This is a genomic window from Ensifer sp. ENS02 (assembly GCF_014851885.1).
Taxonomy (GTDB): domain Bacteria; phylum Pseudomonadota; class Alphaproteobacteria; order Rhizobiales; family Rhizobiaceae; genus Ensifer; species Ensifer adhaerens.
The window spans coordinates 386,773-403,662 of the sequence record NZ_JACVAO010000007.1; the positions used below are offsets into that span (position 1 = coordinate 386,773).

Here is a 16,890-nt window from a genome sequence, read left to right on the forward strand (position 1 = left end):
AGAGAATTGCCATGAAAGCCGTGCTCTGCCCACAACCCGGTCGGCTGGAGGTCGTCGATCGCACGCCAATCGAAACCGTGCCGGACGGTTGGGTCCGCCTTGCCGTCAGCCATGTCGGCATCTGCGGCACGGACTACCATATCTTCGCCGGCAAACATCCGTTCCTCGAATATCCGCGGGTCATGGGCCACGAGATCTCGGCGACGGTGATTTCTGGCGGGCGAGGGACGACGATAGCGCCCGGCACGCCGGTCGTGGTCAACCCCTATCTCTCCTGTGGCGCTTGTATCGCCTGCCGAAAGGGCAAACCGAACTGCTGCACGGCCATCAAGGTTCTCGGCGTCCATACCGACGGTGCGTTCTGCGAGGAGATCGTCGTGCCGGAGGGTAATCTTTATCCGGCGGAGGGTCTGTCGCCGGAGGCGGCCGCCACCGTTGAGTTCCTGGCGATCGGTGCCCATGCGGTCCGCCGGGCATCGACGGATGCCGGGTCACGGGCGCTGGTTATCGGTGCCGGGCCAATCGGACTTGGCACGGCGATCTTCTCGCGCATCGCCGGCCATGACGTGGTGCTCGCCGACACCAGTACCGAGCGGCTGGACTTTGCTGTTCGCAAGCTCGGCTTTGCCAAGGGCATCGTCGTGGATGTTGATGCGGCGGCGCGCATTGCCGCTGCGACGGATGGCGACGGTTTCGATGTCGTCTTCGACGCCACCGGGCACGGTGGTTCCATGCAGGCGGCCTTCGCCCACGTCGCCCATGGCGGTACCCTGGTCTTCGTCAGTGTCGTCAAGGACGAGATCCGCTTCTCCGATCCGGAGTTCCACAAGCGCGAGATGACCTTGATCGGCAGCCGCAACGCGACCCGGCAGGATTTCGACCACGTCGTCGCGTCGATCGCGTCCGGCCTTGTGCCTATCGACGCGCTGATCACCCACCGCACCACGCTCGATGGCGCGGTTGCCGATCTGCCGCGATGGGCGGAGGAAAAGACGGGTCTGGTGAAGGCAGTCATCCAAGTGGCGGCCACCTGAGTGATGGCGGCTTTGCTGCATCGCCACAGGGGAGCGTACCCATATTTTCCTGCGGCGAGGCTCCAGATTTTTCTGAAAACGTCAGGCAGCGTGCCTCAATGCACGAAAACAGCGGAAAACGGCCAGTTTCGAGCAAGCTCGTTTGCAAATCGTCAGGAATCCAGATTCATTCTGGCTTCAGGCCTTGTATCGAGGCGAGACGGGTATATTTGTTGCACTGCACAAGAAAAATGGTAGTCTGGCAGCGATTGCGGACACCAAGACAAACAATCGCAAGCTTGCGTCCGACCGGGAGCGGCGTTGTCGTTGATTGAACCAAGGGGTACGCTTCCCATGTTCTACCAGCTCTATGAACTGAACCACGCAATGATGGCGCCGTGGCGCACGGCAGCCGACGCCATGCGGCTCGCGTTCAGCAATCCGATGAACCCCGTCTCGCACACTTATTTCGGTCGCGCCGCCGCCGCCGGTCTCGAAGTGTTCGAGCGCTCCACCCGCCGTTATGGCAAGCCGGAGTTCGGTCTTCGCGAGACTGTGGTCGATGGTCAATCGGTTTCGATCTACGAACGCATCGTCTGGCGGGCGCCATTCTGCAACCTCATCCATTTCGAGCGTGCGCTTCCCAAGGGCCGCGCGCCCGATCCGAAGGTGCTCATCGTCGCGCCGATGTCCGGCCACTATGCGACGCTGTTGCGCGGCACGGTCGAGGCGCTGCTTCCGCATTCCGATATCTACATCACCGACTGGATCGATGCCCGCATGGTGCCGCTCAGCGAAGGCACCTTCGATCTCGATGATTACATCGACTACGTCATCCAGATGCTGCATTTCCTCGGGCCCGACACGCATGTGATCGGCGTCTGTCAGCCCGCGGTGCCGGTGCTCGCCGCCGTCGCGCTGATGGAAGCTGCCGACGATCCGCTGTCGCCGGCGACGATGACGCTGATGGGCGGCCCGATCGACACCCGCATCAACCCGACCGGCGTCAACCAACTGGCCGAAGAACGTTCGATCGAATGGTTCCGTGACAATGTCATCATGCCGGTGCCGTGGCCGCAGCCAGGCTTCATGCGCATGGTCTATCCGGGCTTCCTGCAGCTTTCCGGCTTCATGTCGATGAACCTCGACCGGCACCTGATCGCCCACAAGGAGTTCTTCGCCCATTTGGTGAAAAACGACGGCGATGCCGCCGAGAAGCACCGCGACTTCTATGATGAATATCTCGCGGTCATGGACCTGACGGCCGAATTCTACCTGCAGACCGTGCAGGTGGTGTTCATGCAGCACGCGCTGCCGAAGGGCGAGATGATGCATCGCGGCAAGCGCGTCGACACGACCGCGATCAAGAAGGTCGCGCTCTTGACGGTCGAAGGCGAGAACGACGATATCTCGGGCGTTGGCCAGACGAAGGCGGCGCAGACCATCTGCACCAACATCCCGGACCATATGCGTATGCACTACATGCAGCCGGATGTCGGTCACTACGGCGTCTTCAACGGCTCTCGCTTCCGCCGCGAAATCGCGCCGCGCATCGTCGCGTTCCACCGCGAGCATGCGCGCCACGCAAAACCGGTAAAGCAGCTGATCAAGGGCGGAAAGTCGGCCTGATCCCGGCTCTTGGGTCGTTTTGACCGCGTAGAGTCAAGGGTTTGTCGGATTCCGGAGGGAGGCGTCTTGCAGAGCCAAGGGCGCCTTCCCACATCGTTTTCATCGGGTCGCATGGGCGGCCCGGATGATTGCGAGGAATCCTGAAGATGAACCAATCTGCAATGATCCGTCCGGATTGGACGCCCGCGACCATCGCCCTGATGGTGCTTGGCTTTGTGGTCTTCTGGCCGCTCGGCCTGGCCATGCTCGCGTACATTCTCTTTGGCGAAAAGCTCAAGACGTTCAAGAAAGACGCAAACGATACGGTGGATGGCATGTGCTCGGCTTTCAAGCGCGGCGGCCGCCGTTCCAACTGGACGCATCGTACCGGCAACGTCGCTTTCGACGACTGGCGCGAAGCTGAACTGGCTCGCCTCGAAGAGGAGCGCCGCAAGCTCGACGAGATGCGCGAAGAATTCGACACCTATGTGCGCGAGCTTCGCCGCGCCAAGGACCAGGAAGAGTTCGACCGCTTCATGCGCGATCGCAAGAATGGTGGCTCGGGTCCGATTGTCGAAGCCCATTAACCTGACGAAACCGCTTCCGGCGTTTCACATGAAACGCCGGATCACTCTCGGCACGCATCCAACCAGCGAACAGTAGGCGAAAGCCCCGCGAATCGGTTAGAAAGCCTGCATGTTCCCTTCCTTCAAGCGGCGCATTCAACCTGCACCACCCGCAACAACGCGGCAGATCGAGGTCGCCGGCAAGTCCCTGCCGCTGACGATCAAGCAAAACGCGCGCGCGACGCGCATGACGCTGCGCATCGAGCCAGGCGGGCGGGCCCTGAAGATGACGGTGCCGCAGGGCCTCCCCGAGCGCGAGGTGAATGCCTTCCTGACACGACACCAGGGCTGGCTGATGACCAAGCTCGCCCGCTTCTCCGGCGAAAGCCAGATCGAGGAGGGCGGTTCCATCCTCATCCGCGGCGTTGCCCACCGCATCGAGCGCACCGGCAAGATCCGTGGGCTCACGGAAGCGATCGTGACCGATGACGAACCGGTGCTGCGCGTCAGCGGTGGCGAGGAACATCTCACCCGGCGCATCGTCGATTTCCTGAAGAAGGAAGCGCGCCAGGATCTCGACCGGTTGGTGGCGATCTATACCGGCCGTATCGGCCGGAGGGCAAAGTCGCTTTCGCTCAAGGACACGCGCAGCCGCTGGGGATCATGCTCAGCCGACGGGGCGCTGAGTTTTTCCTGGCGCATCGTCATGGCGCCGCCAAAGGTCATCGCCTATCTCGCTGCGCATGAAGTGGCACATCTGCAGGAAATGAACCACGGGCCCGACTTCTGGGCGCTGTGTGGGAGGCTGTGTCCGGATACGGACGATGCCAAGCGATGGCTCCGCCGCAACGGCACGATGCTTCACGCGATCGACTTCGATTGAATCTTGGAGGGCGATGAGCGGCGCGTTATGCGCGATGGCGCAGCGCTTCACGGATCTTCTCGTCGGTCTTGTATTGGCTGAGCGCATAGACCGACCAGATCGCCGCCGGAACCCAGCCGATCAGGGTCAACTGCAGGATCAGGCAAATGAGGCCAGCAAAGGGGCGGCCGATGGTAAAAAACTGCAGCCAGGGCAGGATAAGCGCGAGCAACAGGCGCATCAGTCTCTCCGTTGTGGTAAAATGCATATGGTGAAAGCGCGCCTGCCGCGCAAGGGGCGTGCACCCGCCAAAGGACGGGTGCAGGGGCGCTGAGTGACCGCTTTCGCGTCGGTTTTTGGCTCGACTCGCGCGGCATTTCATGCAAGGTCGCTTCTCATGAAAACCCAAGTGAAGATATGCGGGCTGAAGACCGCGGAAGCGGCCGAGCGTGCTGTCGCGCTCGGCGCATCCCATGTCGGCTTCATCTTTTTCCCGAAGAGCCCCAGGAACATCGAGCCCGACGATGCCGGCCGCATCGCCGACAGGATTCGTGGCCAGGCGAAGATCGTCGCCGTCACGGTGAATGCCGACAATGACGAGCTTGACGAGATCGTCTCGGCCCTCAATCCGGATATCCTGCAGCTTCACGGCAGCGAGGACGCGGAGCGACTGCTGACGGTCAAGGCGATGTATGGCCTTCCTGTCATGAAGGCCCTTTCGGTGCGCGAAGCATCTGACCTTGAAAAGATCGATGCCTATATCGGCATTGCTGATCGCTTCCTCTTCGATGCCAAGCCGCCAAAAGGGTCCGATTTGCCCGGTGGCAACGGCGTTTCCTTTGACTGGAAGCTGCTCGATGCGCTTGACGGAAGCGTCGATTACATGCTTTCCGGTGGTCTTAACGCCGACAACATTGGCGAGGCCATGGCGCAGACCAACGCGCGTGCCATCGATATCTCCTCCGGCGTCGAGAGCGCGCCGGGCGTCAAGGATCTGAAGCTCATGGAATCGTTTTTCAATGCCGTTCGCCAGGCGGAGGCGGGCATGCCACGGTCAGGGAGCAGGACGTGAACCAGGCGCCAAAGTTGAATTCCTTCCGGGGTGGCCCGGACGAGGACGGCCGTTTCGGTATCTTCGGTGGCCGCTTCGTGGCCGAAACCCTCATGCCGCTGATCCTCGATCTCCAGAACGAGTGGGACAACGCGAAGAACGATCCGGCCTTCAAGGCGGAGCTGGAGCATCTCGGCGCGCATTATATCGGCCGCCCGAGCCCGCTCTATTTTGCTGAACGGCTGACGGCGGAGCTTGGCGGCGCCAAGATCTACTTCAAGCGCGAAGAGCTGAACCACACCGGCTCGCACAAGATCAACAACTGCATTGGCCAGATCCTGCTTGCCAAGCGCATGGGCAAGACGCGCATCATCGCTGAGACCGGTGCCGGCCAGCATGGCGTGGCTTCGGCAACCGTCGCTGCCCGCTTCGGCCTGCCCTGCGTCGTCTACATGGGCGCGACCGACGTCGAGCGCCAGGCGCCGAACGTCTTCCGCATGAAGCTCTTGGGTGCCGAGGTAAAGCCGGTGACGGCCGGCAGCGGCACGCTCAAGGACGCCATGAACGAGGCGCTGCGTGACTGGGTCACCAATGTCGACAACACCTACTACCTGATCGGCACGGCTGCCGGCCCGCATCCCTATCCGGAAATGGTCCGCGATTTCCAAGCGGTGATCGGCCAGGAAGCCAAGGAGCAGATGCTCGCCGCCGAAGGCCGGCTGCCGGATCTCGTCATTGCCGCCGTTGGCGGTGGCTCCAACGCAATCGGCATCTTCCATCCGTTCCTCGATGACGAGAGCGTCAAGATCGTCGGCGTTGAAGCTGGCGGCAAGGGCATCGAAGGCGACGAGCATTGCGCCTCGATCACAGCCGGTTCGCCCGGCGTGCTGCATGGCAACCGCACCTATCTGCTGCAGGATGGCGACGGCCAGATCAAGGAAGGCCATTCGATTTCGGCCGGTCTCGACTATCCCGGCATCGGCCCGGAGCACGCCTGGCTGAACGATGTCGGCCGCGTCGAATACGTGCCGATCATGGACCACGAAGCGCTTGAGGCGTTCCAGACGTTGACCCGTCTCGAAGGCATCATTCCGGCGCTCGAGCCGTCGCATGCGCTTGCCGAAGTCATCAAGCGCGCGCCAAAAATGCGCAAGGACGAGATCATCCTGATGAACCTCTCCGGCCGCGGCGACAAGGACATCTTCACCGTCGGCAAGTTACTGGGAATGGGGCAGTAAGATCATGACCGCACGCATGGACAAGCGATTTGCCGATGTCGCGGCCGAAGGACGTCCGGTCCTCGTCACCTATTTCATGGGCGGCGATCCGGATTTCGAGACGTCGGTCTCGATCATGAAGGCGCTGCCGAAGGCCGGCGCCGACGTCATCGAACTCGGCATGCCTTTCTCGGACCCGATGGCCGATGGCCCGGCGATCCAGCTGGCCGGTCAACGCTCGCTGAAAAGCGGCCAGACGCTCGCAAAGACGCTTGAGATCGCCCGCCGTTTCCGTGAGGACGACCAGCGCACGCCGATCGTGCTGATGGGCTATTACAACCCGATCTATATCTACGGCGTCGACCGCTTCCTGACGGATGCGCTGGCCGCCGGCATTGACGGCCTGATCGTCGTCGACCTGCCGCCGGAGATGGACGACGAACTCTGCATCCCGGCGCTGGAGAAGGGCATCAACTTCATTCGCCTGGCGACGCCGACCACGGACGACCGTCGCCTGCCGAAGGTCCTCGAAAACACCTCCGGTTTCGTCTATTACGTGTCGATGAACGGCATCACCGGTTCGGCTCTGCCCGATCCGTCGTTGATCGCCGGCGCCGTCGGGCGTATCAAGTCACACACCAATCTGCCCGTTTGCGTCGGTTTCGGCGTCAAGACGGCGGAACATGCAAGGGCCATCGGAGCATCTGCCGATGGCGTGGTCGTCGGTACGGCGATCGTCAACCAGATCGCGTCGAGCCTGACCGAAGAGGGCAAGGCGACCGATGCGACGGTTCCGGGTGTCGAAGCGCTGGTGAGAGGGCTCTCGGCAGGCGTGCGGTCCGCACGTCTCGCAGCAGCCGAATAATTGCCTATATTAGCGCGCACAACCCGAAGGAAATCTTCAGGAGTTACTAAGTGAACTGGATCACAAACTACGTTCGGCCGAAGATCAACTCGATGCTGGGCCGCCGGGAAGTTCCGGAAAATCTCTGGATCAAGTGCCCGGAAACCGGCGAGATGGTGTTCCACCGCGATCTCGAGGAGAACAAGTGGGTCATCCCGCAGTCCGGCTTCCACATGAAGATGCCGGCCAAGGCGCGGTTGAAGGACCTGTTCGACGGCGGCATCTTTGAAGCGTTTCCGCAGCCGAAGGTCGCTCAGGACCCGCTGAAGTTCCGCGATTCCAAGAAATACGTCGATCGTCTGCGCGACAGCCGCGCCAAGACTGAACTCGAAGACACGATCGTCGCCGGTCTCGGCCGCGTCCAGGGCGTCAAGCTCGTCGCCGTCGTGCACGAGTTCAACTTCATTGGCGGCTCGCTCGGCATGGCTGCCGGCGAGGCGATCATCAAGGCCTTCGAACGGGCGATCGCCGAGAAGTGCCCGCTGGTCATCTTCCCGGCTTCGGGTGGCGCACGCATGCAGGAAGGCATCCTGTCGCTGATGCAGCTGCCGCGCACCACGGTTGCCGTCAACATGCTGAAGGAAGCCGGCCTCCCCTATATCGTCGTACTCACCAACCCGACCACCGGTGGCGTCACCGCATCCTACGCGATGCTCGGCGACATTCACATGGCCGAGCCCGGCGCGGAAATCGGCTTTGCCGGGAAGCGCGTGATCGAGCAGACGCTGCGCGAGAAACTGCCGGAAGGTTTCCAGACGTCGGAATACCTGCTGGAACACGGCATGGTCGACATGGTCGTCAAGCGCCATGATCTGCCGTCGACGCTCGCCCGGGTCCTGAAAATCCTGATGAAGAAGCCGGCGGAAGCCTCGAAGCTCAACGGCGGCACGCAGCCGGCCGCCTTGCCGGTCGCTGCCAGCGCTTGAATAAGCGCTGGGCTGGTCGAACTGCGTAGAACAAAATGATGCATCTCCGCAATTTCTTGTGTGTGGGGATGCTGCAACTCAAGGCGTTACAGCGATCGGTAGACGGCCTATAAGGCGCGCGCTGTAGCAGCCGAGCGTGTCGGGGTGGGGTTAAGAGATGGCAGCGGTGGAAGCCAGCGAAGCGGGCTACGAGATCGAAAAACTTCTCGCCCTTCACCCCAAGGGCTTCGACCTGTCGCTGGACAGGATCACCCGGCTTCTCGCCGCTCTCGGCAATCCCCAGGATCGTCTTCCGCCGGTGATCCATGTCGCCGGTACCAACGGCAAGGGCTCGGCGACCGCGTTTTCGCGGGCGATCCTCGAAGCAGCCGGCCTCAGCGTTCACGTCCACACGTCGCCGCATCTCGTCAACTGGCACGAGCGCTATCGCCTGGGCGTCAAGGGTGGCAAGGGCAGGCTCGTCAGCGATCCCGTTCTCGCCGATGCCGTGCGCCGCGTCGCCGAAGCCAATGGCGGCGAGAAGATCACCGTCTTCGAGATCCTGACCGCCGTCACCTTCCTGCTCTTTGCCGAGCACCCGGCCGACGTGGCGATCATCGAGGTTGGTCTCGGCGGCCGCTTCGACGCGACTAACGTTATTGCGCGGCCGGCCGTCTCGGTCGTCATGCCGATCTCGCTCGACCATCAGGCCTATCTCGGTGATCGGGTGGAGCTGATAGCCGCCGAAAAGGCCGGCATCATGAAGCGTGGCTGCCCCGTGGTAATCGGCCAGCAGGAGGAAGAGGCCGCCCGTGACGTGCTCGTCTCGACGGCGGAACGCCTCGGTTGCCCGATGTTTGTCTATGGCCAGGATTTCATGGCGCATGAGGAGTTCGGTCGCCTCGTCTATCAGGACGAAGGCGGGCTCGCCGATCTGCCGCTGCCGAAGCTGCCGGGGCGCCACCAGTATGCCAATGCCGCGGCCGCCATCCGCGCGGTGCGGGCCGCCGGTTTCGATGTTTCCGAAGCGGCGATCGAGAGGGGCCTCGCGGGCGTCGAATGGCCCGGACGCCTGCAGCGCCTAACCAGCGGTAAGCTCACGCATTACGGGCCCAATGGCGCGGAGATCTGGGTCGACGGCGGCCACAATCCCGGCGCCGGTCAGGTGATCGCCGAGGCAATGGCGACCTTCGAGGAGCGCGAATCGCGCCCCCTGTTCCTGATCATCGGCATGATCAACACGAAGGAGCCGATCGGCTACTTCCGCGCCTTCCTCGATCTCGCCGAACAGGTCTTCACCGTTCCGATCCGCGGTTCCGATGCTGGGCTTGATCCTGTGGCGCTGGCCAGTGATGCCGCATCGGTCGGCTTCGAGGCTTCGGCGGTCTCGTCCGTTGCCGAGGCGCTGACGGTCATCGCCAATCTGGTCGACGAAGATCCGGCGCCGCCGCGCATCCTGATCGGTGGCTCGCTCTATCTGGTGGGCGATGTGCTTGCCGACAACGGCACGCCGCCGAAGTGATCGGCAGCTGGGACCGTCATCCAGCTTCCAGATCTAAGACAAGAAAAAAGCCCGGCATGCCGGGCTTTCAACGTTTTCAGCAGTGAACTTGCTTTAAGCGACCGCCGTGGAGATCCACGAGGACAGGGCCGTCTTCGGGGCGGCGCCAACCTTGATGTCAGCTACTTCGCCGGCCTTGAACATGGCGAGCGTCGGGATCGAGCGAACGCCGTACTGGGCGGCCAGTTCCGGGTTTTCGTCGATGTTGAGCTTGGCAACCTTGACCTTGCCGGCGAGTTCGTTCGAGATTTCCTCGAGGCTCGGGGCGATCATCTTGCACGGGCCGCACCATTCAGCCCAGAAATCGACAACCACCGGCTCGGCGGAGTTCAGCACTTCCTGCTGAAAATTGGACGTATCGACCTTTACAGTAGCCATAGGCTGCTCCTTGCGTTCGGAATGACAGTATCCAGATGTTGTGTCTCATGTGAGAAGGCACCGCTGGATTTTCAATATCGGGTATCTCACTTTGTCGCGAGGTCTTCAAGGCTCCTGTCGAGCGCCTGGTCGGGAACGACGTGGATTGCCGGCCCCTCGGTGAAGATCAGTACACATCGAAACGCATGTGCCGGATAAAGCGGCTGCAGGAGCGCGCGGTAGATGGCAAGCTGCGCCGTGTAGGCGAAGGGAATGTCGTTAGGCGATGCCGGCACCTGCCTGTTGGTCTTGAAGTCCGCAATCGTCACGACGCCATCGCGGACGGCCAGCCGGTCGATCCGGCCTGAAACCGCGTGCTCGCGCTTGCCGAGCGTCAGCGTACCCATGACCGAAACCTCGGCCCGGCTGCTCACCGAGAAAACTGCGCCGAGGTCCGGATGGTCGAGCACGGTTTCGATGCTGGCGATCAGTGCAGCGCGTTGTTCTGAAGGCCAACTGGGCACGGATCGCTCGAGATAGCGTTCGGCCGCGGCCCGGCGATCGTCTCCCGCCATCGAGGGCAGAACCTGCAGCAGGCGGTGCAAGATGGCGCCGCGCAGCATCGAGAGGTTTGCCGGGGCCCTTTCCGAGAAAAGAGCCGAGCCGACGAGCGCATCGCCATCGTCCTCGTCAACCGCGATGCCGACGCCGGAAGGACTGAGCGGCCGCGGCAGCCGTTTTTGCGGAGGCAGCGGCGTCGAAAGCGCCTTTGGCAGGGCGGTGGCGGGACGGCCAGAATCGGCCGGGCGCGCATCGCCGGAGGGCAGATCGCGTTCGAACTGCTTCTCGCGCCAGGCATGGCCGGACCATTCCTCGCCGCCGGCGTGAAAACTGGTCGGGTGGCCGCGGCCGCTCTCGTCTCCGGCAAGGCTCGCCTGAACCATAGCGTGCCATGTATCGGCAGCGGCCCGCTGGCCGCGATAACCGCAGACGATCAGGCGGTCGGCGGCGCGGGTCATGCCGACATAGAGCAGGCGACGATATTCTTCCTCAGCCAGCGTCTTCAGCCTCTCGCCGTCGGCGGTGATGAGCGAGTTCGATTCCGCGCCCGGCGCGCGCCACACCGGAAGCGGCAGGACGGTGCCGTCTCTCTGGGCAAGCTCCAGGAAGCGAAGAGAGGGCACATGCTGGTTGCTGAACGCCGCCCCGCCGCCATCGGCGAGGAAGACGACTGGCGCTTCCAGGCCCTTGGCCGCGTGCACGGTCATGATCCGAACTTCGTCGCGTTCCTTGTCCTGCTCGCGCTTGACCGTCGGCGCTTCCATTTCCAGCGTCGAGACGAAGGCCTGCAGGCCGGGCAGGCCGCTTCTTTCCTGGTCGAGCGCAAAGGTCAGGAACTCGTCGAGAATGTCGCTGACCTCGGTGCCGAGGCGCGCGAGAAAGGCGGCGCGGCCGCCATGCACGCCGAGGACGCGGGCATAGAAGTCATGCGGCGCCAGCTGACTTGCGAGCGCCATGTAGGATTTCAGCGTTCGCGCCGTCTGGTGAAACAGGATGCCGTCATCGGCTTCATGCTGCAGCCTCTCCCAGAGGCTTTCGCCTTCGCCGCGCCGCGCCGCGAGTTCGAACAGCGCGTCCTCGCCGAGGTTAAACAGCGGGCTTTTCATCAGCGCGGCCAGCGACAGGTCGTCCTGCGGCAACAGCACGAACCGCCCGAGGGCGAGCAGGTCCTGGACGGCAATATGCTTGGTGAGCACCAACCGGTCGGCGCCGGCGACCGGAATGTTGTTGCGGCGCTTGAGTGCTCTCGTCAGAGCATTGACGAAGGCGTCGCGTTTGCGGACCAGTACGATCACGTCGCCCGGGCGCATCGGCCGGCGAACGCCCTTCTCGACGATCGTCTCCTTGCCGATCCAGCTTTCCAGCGTGGCTGCGATCCGGCGGGCGAGGATGTTGACTGGTGCGCTCTCCGGCGTCGCGTCGAAGGCGGCAGTCCATTCCTCGTCCGTATCCACCGGTTCGGCGGCAATCACGTCCCAGATGTCGACGGCGCCGGGATGGCCGATGCGGTTCGAAGCATGCACCACGGGCTCGTTGCGGGCGCTGAGGCCCCGCGCATGCGCCGGATTGGCAAAGACGGCGTCAACGGCCGAAAGCACGTCGACGGTCGAGCGGAAGGAGAGCTGCAGGCGGATGGGCTCGAAAGCCTTGCCGCCGTCGCGCACCCGCCGTTCGGTCTCCTGGCTCTCGCGCGAAAACCGCTCCGGACGTGCGCCCTGGAAGGAGTAGATCGACTGTTTCTCGTCACCGACGGCAAACATCGTGCGGGCGGCACCGCGTGCGCTCTCGCCCGAGAAGAAGTCGGAAGCGAGCGCCTGGATGATCGTCCATTGGGCCGGGCTGGTGTCCTGCGCCTCGTCGACGAGGATATGGTCGATGCCCTGGTCGAGCTTGTAGTGTACCCAGGCGCTGACGTCGCCGCGGGCAAAGAGCGCCGCCGTGCGGTTGATCAGGTCCTCGAAGTCGAGCTGGCTGCGGCGTCGCTTCAGTTCCTCGTAGTCGGCATTCAGCCGCTCGGCGAGCGTCAGCGCCGCCAGCGTCGCCTCGAACATCCTGAGGATGCTGATGTGATCGATGCAGGCGATGACATGGCGATAGGCCTCGTCCACGAGGTCAATGAGATCGGGGGCAGCCTGCTGCATCGCCTTGTTGAGGAAGGCGGATTGCGCCCGCGGCTTGCCCGTGCCGGTGAAGAACAGATGCCTGAGCCCGTCATAGCGCGCGCTGAGATCCGTCATCTTCGAAACGGTCCTCAGCCCCTCCGCAAAGTCGAGCACCTTCGTGCCGCCGACGCTGGTGGCGAGCGAGAAGTACCGTTCGAGCGCCGCGCCGTTCAAGCCCGCCAAGGGCCAGATCGTCGCCATGGCGCCGTCGACGCTTTCCCCCGGCGAAAGCTTCAGCGCCCGGCGCAGCTCGGCCTCGGTGCCGCCGAGCCCGTCGGCATGTTCGAGGAAGACCTGGATCGCGGTTCGGTTTTCGACGATTGCGGCCAGCAGCTTTTCCAGGCCGGTATCGTCGGCGATGTCGAGCACGGTGGCAAAGGCGTGGGCAAGAGCCGGATCGTCCTTGGCCGCGGTCGCGGTCAGCAGCAGCCGGCGCGCATCGGCAAGCAGAACTGCAGCCGCGCGATCATCGAGAACCGAGAAATGGCCGGCAACATTGGCCTCCAGCGGAAACTGGTGCAGCAGCGCCTCGCAAAAGGCATGGATCGTCTGGATCTTCAGGCCGCCCGGGGTCTCCAGCGCGCGGGCGAACAGGCGCCGCGCCTCCTGCAGCTTCAAGCGCCCGGGCCGCTCGCCCTCAATCGCCTCGATCCGCTTTTCGAGCGTCGCGTCGTCGAGCGTTACCCATTCGGCCAGCCGTTCGAAGACGCGATTCGACATTTCGGAGGCCGCCGCCTTAGTATAGGTGAGGCAGAGGATCGCCGAGGGGCGGCAGCCGGCAAGCAGCAGCCGGATCACCCGCTGGGTCAGCACGTGGGTCTTGCCGGAGCCGGCATTGGCCGACACCCAGGCGGAGCGGTCCGGGTCCGAAGCCAGCGACTGCCGGCGCGAGGTCCAGTCGAGCCAGCTTTGAGGCGTCGCCTGTTCGGGGCCGAGGTCGTCATCCCTCATCGCCATCCTCCTCTTCGCTGTCGGCCGTCGACCATTCGGCTACGCGTGCCAGATGGTCGTATTCGCCGCCATAATCGCGCTCTTTCTGAACAATCACGCGCGAGGCAAAGCCATGCTTGCCCGAAAGCAGCGCGCTTAGCAGCTTCCTGAGTTCGGCAAGCGACTCGTCCGCAAGCTGATCGGCCGACTTCGTCTCCTTCGACTTGCTGCCTTCGTTGTTGACCGCTTCCGGTTTGAAGCGCGCGCCCGGTTTGAGCCGGACATAGAGCAGCGACTGTGGGTGGCTGGGCGGCACGTCCTTAAAGGCGCCGGCCTTGAGGGCCGCGGCTTCCAGCGCGAGCTGCGGGTCGAGCAGCACGCGCGCTTCCTTGGTCGATGGGCTGGAGCCGGTCTTGTAGTCGACGATCTCGACGCTGCCGTCGGTCAGCGTATCGAGCCGGTCGGCAATGCCGGTCAGCCGCATGTCGGCGACGCCGAGCTCCATCGATGCCGCCACTTCGGTGCGCGACCGGCGGATGAAGCGGGCGCGGTCCCGTTCCCATTTGATGAAGGCCAAGCCGACGGCGGCAAAGCGCGGCCGCCAGATCGTGTCGATATGGGTGGGCAGTCGCGCCTCGTCGAAAGCCTCGTTCAGCAGCCGGTGCATGACCTCTTCCGCCGCCGGCAACATCAGATCGACGCCGGCGCGTACGAAACGCTCGACGATCTGGTGGTAAAGCGTGCCGCGCTCGGCCGGGCCGGGGTCGCTGTTGAACGGCAGCAGCGGATCCAGCCGAAGGATGCGTCGCGCATAGATCGCGTAGGGGTCGCGCCGTAGCCGCGACACTTCGCTGAAAGAGTACTTGCGCGGCTGCAGGTCCGCCGGTGGCTTGGGGGCGGGGCGCTCGGCCAGCGGCTGGCGGCCGCCGTCGTCAAGCATGCGGGCCCAGGCGAGATAGTCGGCGCCATTGGCGTGCAGCGCTCGCGTCAGCCGTTCGCCGCCGAGCGCCAGCAGCCGCTGCAGCCAGCGCGAGGCGACGGTGGGTGCTGCGCCCTGGCGCATCGAGCGGGTGAAGATCAGCCGCCTTGTGCCGCAGGCCATCTGGAAGTCGTGCGCAAGCTGGCCGATGCGTCGTTCAGGCGGCTCAAGACCGATCCCCGTCTTCATGGTGCGCGAAAGGAACGGATCGTTGGCCGTCTGGCCCGGCCAATTGCCTTCGTTCAGGCCGCCGAGAACCACCAGGTCCATGCTCTGCAGGCGCGATTCCAGCGCGCCGAAGATGAACACCCGCGGATGGCGCATGGAGCGAGGCTTGACCGCGGCGCTGGCCGACAGGGCTTCGACGACATCGCACCATTGCGGCCCGTCCGCGGTCATCTGGCCGTCGGTCTCGATGATGCCGCGAAGGAGAGTTGCGAGCGTATCGGCGGCCTCGCCGGACCAAAGCCCACCGAGGTCGCCACGCTCGTCGGCTGAGGCCGCTTCCAGGGCCTCGCCGGTGCGCATCGCCCAGTCGGCAAAGGTAAATTCGTCCGAGAACACGCGGCTGCCGTCCCGGCTGCGCGTCAGCGCGGAGGCGAGCGGTGCCACCGCGAGACCGATCTTCGCCGCCACGTCGCGGGCCGCCTCAAGCGCGTCATCCCCGATGCCGATGCGCCATTCCGGTGGATGGCGATCGGTCTTGTGCCGGACGATCGCCGCGTCGAGCACGGATCCGAGGGCCAGCAGATCGACCGTCGCGGTGCTGCCACGCAGTGCCATGCGTTCCAGCGCGTCGGCCCCTTCGCGCATCCTGTCGCGGGAAAGCCCGAAGCGCGCCAGCGGATGCTTGAGCAGCGCGACGAACGGCACGGGATCGCCGGGGCGCAGGCATGCTTCTAGCAGCAGCCGCAGCAGGCTGCCCTGCGGCGTCGCGATGAGAGGCGTACCGGCGGAATCGTCGGCCTCGATGCCGAAGCGGGCAAGCTCGGCGCCGACCCGCCGTGCGAGATTGCGGTCCGGCGTGATCAGCGCTGCCTGGCTCTCGTCGCTGCCTTCGAGCGCGAGCCGCAAGGCGACCGCGATCGCGGCCGCTTCCTCGCGTTCGTTGGCGGTTTCGATGAGGGCTGCATCCTGGAAGGCTTGCTGCAGCAACGCCGGATCCAGCTCGCTGCGCATCGCGGTCCATGCATTGGTCGCCTTGGCCGGCAGAAGAGCGTGCGACAGGATCTCGGCACGGACGTCGAGGTCGACCTCGGCGACAGCCAGGGCGGTCACGTCGGGCCGCAGTACGCCCATGCGTTTCAGCAGCCTGTAAAAGCCGTATTGCGGGTGGCTGCGGCTTGCCGGGTCCGGCCTGCCGTCAAGGGCGGCGTCGGCGACGATCATGTCCCATTCGGCCTCGCTCATCGTCCGGTCGAGGCCAGGCAGCACGATCGTACCGTTGGGCAGCTTCTGCACGGCGGCAATCAGCGTGGCCGTTGCGGGAATGGAGCCGGTCGAACCGGCAATGATGATCGGGCCCTCGATCTTGCCGGCGGCGATGCGCTGCGTCTCGGCCTGCAGGATCGCGTTGCGGTGGCGCGCGGGCGAGGATTGTTTCAGTTCCTCCAGCCGTTCCGGCCAGTAGCTGCGGGCAATCTTCAGGAATTCGAGCGTCAGCTGCCACCAGAGGGCGTGCTCGCCGGCATCGAGCTTGTCGAGCTTGTCCCAGTCGAGCTCTTCCGTCTCCATCGCGTCGATGAGGTCGGCAAGATTGCGCGCGAGCCAGATCGCATCGGCAGGGCTTGCCGGCGCAATCAGCGGGCTCTCCGCATGGATGTCGAGCACCACCTTCGGCAGCCGGTTGCGCCAGGCGAGGATAAGCCGGCCAAGCTCGATCAGGCGTGCGGTCCCGGGCAGGGGCGGGGCGAGATCGAGGATCGCCGGCACCTCGGCATCGAAGAAGCCGCTGTCGTCATCGGTCTCGCCGAGCGCCTTGATGGTGGGCAGGATGGTGGAGCGGCCGCCGAGCAGGTCGACGAACTCGGACCGGAGCACACGGGCCGAGCGCCGCGTCGGCACGAAGATCGTCACGCCGGCAAGCGGCAGGGGATCGGCCGGGTCGTAGCGGAAGTCCGGCGTCAGGCTACCGTCGCAAAGCTTTTCGGCGAGCGTCTTCAGGAAGGGGAGGCCGGGCGGGATCGTGAAGACGTTGGACCGGCGGCCACGCAC

Annotated in this window: 13 protein-coding genes; 9 read left to right on the top strand and 4 right to left on the bottom strand. The window is 64.2% G+C overall.

The features are described 5' to 3' along the window. The first annotated feature begins 11 nt into the window (after positions 1 to 11). The 4 genes from IB262_RS17470 to IB262_RS17485 all read left to right on the top strand — a co-directional run bounded on the left by IB262_RS17470 (position 12) and on the right by IB262_RS17485 (position 4,070). Complete coding sequence (locus IB262_RS17470) at positions 12 to 1,034, top strand: zinc-binding alcohol dehydrogenase family protein (RefSeq protein WP_112977260.1); 1,023 nt, start codon at positions 12 to 14, stop codon at positions 1,032 to 1,034. A 333-nt stretch (positions 1,035 to 1,367) separates the two neighbouring features. After that, complete coding sequence (gene phaZ / locus IB262_RS17475) at positions 1,368 to 2,642, top strand: polyhydroxyalkanoate depolymerase (RefSeq protein WP_112977261.1); 1,275 nt, start codon at positions 1,368 to 1,370, stop codon at positions 2,640 to 2,642. Positions 2,643 to 2,788: 146 nt separating this feature from the next. Then, positions 2,789 to 3,208 (top strand): DUF2852 domain-containing protein, encoded by a 420-nt coding sequence (locus tag IB262_RS17480; RefSeq protein ID WP_034801651.1) that lies wholly within the window; start codon positions 2,789 to 2,791, stop codon positions 3,206 to 3,208. Positions 3,209 to 3,317: 109 nt separating this feature from the next. Then, positions 3,318 to 4,070: a M48 family metallopeptidase gene (locus tag IB262_RS17485; RefSeq protein ID WP_112977262.1), complete on the top strand. Its 753-nt coding sequence runs from the start codon at positions 3,318 to 3,320 to the stop codon at positions 4,068 to 4,070. A gap of 25 nt (positions 4,071 to 4,095) precedes the next feature. On the opposite strand, the gene IB262_RS17490 is transcribed toward IB262_RS17485, so the two are convergent. Continuing rightward, a complete protein-coding gene (locus IB262_RS17490) occupies positions 4,096 to 4,290 on the bottom strand; it encodes a YqaE/Pmp3 family membrane protein (protein ID WP_034801662.1) in 195 nt (64 codons plus the stop codon). A gap of 156 nt (positions 4,291 to 4,446) precedes the next feature. Between IB262_RS17490 and IB262_RS17495 the strand changes: the two genes are divergently transcribed. The 5 genes from IB262_RS17495 to IB262_RS17515 all read left to right on the top strand — a co-directional run bounded on the left by IB262_RS17495 (position 4,447) and on the right by IB262_RS17515 (position 9,648). Then, a complete protein-coding gene (locus IB262_RS17495) occupies positions 4,447 to 5,121 on the top strand; it encodes a phosphoribosylanthranilate isomerase (protein ID WP_113187802.1) in 675 nt (224 codons plus the stop codon). Next, positions 5,118 to 6,338: a tryptophan synthase subunit beta gene (trpB, locus tag IB262_RS17500; protein WP_192357433.1), complete on the top strand. Its 1,221-nt coding sequence runs from the start codon at positions 5,118 to 5,120 to the stop codon at positions 6,336 to 6,338. Before IB262_RS17495 ends, trpB begins: the two co-directional genes overlap by 4 nt. 4 nt (positions 6,339 to 6,342) lie before the next feature. Further along, a complete protein-coding gene (gene trpA, locus IB262_RS17505; protein ID WP_060583466.1) occupies positions 6,343 to 7,182 on the top strand; it encodes a tryptophan synthase subunit alpha in 840 nt (279 codons plus the stop codon). A 50-nt stretch (positions 7,183 to 7,232) separates the two neighbouring features. Continuing rightward, positions 7,233 to 8,147: an acetyl-CoA carboxylase, carboxyltransferase subunit beta gene (gene accD / locus IB262_RS17510; RefSeq protein ID WP_034801670.1), complete on the top strand. Its 915-nt coding sequence runs from the start codon at positions 7,233 to 7,235 to the stop codon at positions 8,145 to 8,147. Between the two features lie 157 nt (positions 8,148 to 8,304). After that, positions 8,305 to 9,648 (top strand): folylpolyglutamate synthase/dihydrofolate synthase family protein, encoded by a 1,344-nt coding sequence (locus IB262_RS17515; protein ID WP_034801672.1) that lies wholly within the window; start codon positions 8,305 to 8,307, stop codon positions 9,646 to 9,648. Between the two features lie 93 nt (positions 9,649 to 9,741). Here IB262_RS17515 and trxA read toward each other — a convergent pair whose 3' ends face one another. The 3 genes from trxA to addB all read right to left on the bottom strand — a co-directional run bounded on the left by trxA (position 9,742) and on the right by addB (position 16,890). After that, on the bottom strand, positions 9,742 to 10,065 hold the full coding sequence (gene trxA / locus IB262_RS17520; RefSeq protein ID WP_034801674.1) for a thioredoxin: 324 nt from the start codon (positions 10,063 to 10,065) through the stop codon (positions 9,742 to 9,744). Positions 10,066 to 10,151: 86 nt separating this feature from the next. Beyond that, complete coding sequence (addA, locus tag IB262_RS17525; RefSeq protein ID WP_112977279.1) at positions 10,152 to 13,718, bottom strand: double-strand break repair helicase AddA; 3,567 nt, start codon at positions 13,716 to 13,718, stop codon at positions 10,152 to 10,154. Beyond that, a complete protein-coding gene (addB, locus tag IB262_RS17530) occupies positions 13,708 to 16,890 on the bottom strand; it encodes a double-strand break repair protein AddB (protein WP_348646612.1) in 3,183 nt (1,060 codons plus the stop codon). The genes addA and addB overlap by 11 nt, the downstream gene beginning before the upstream one ends.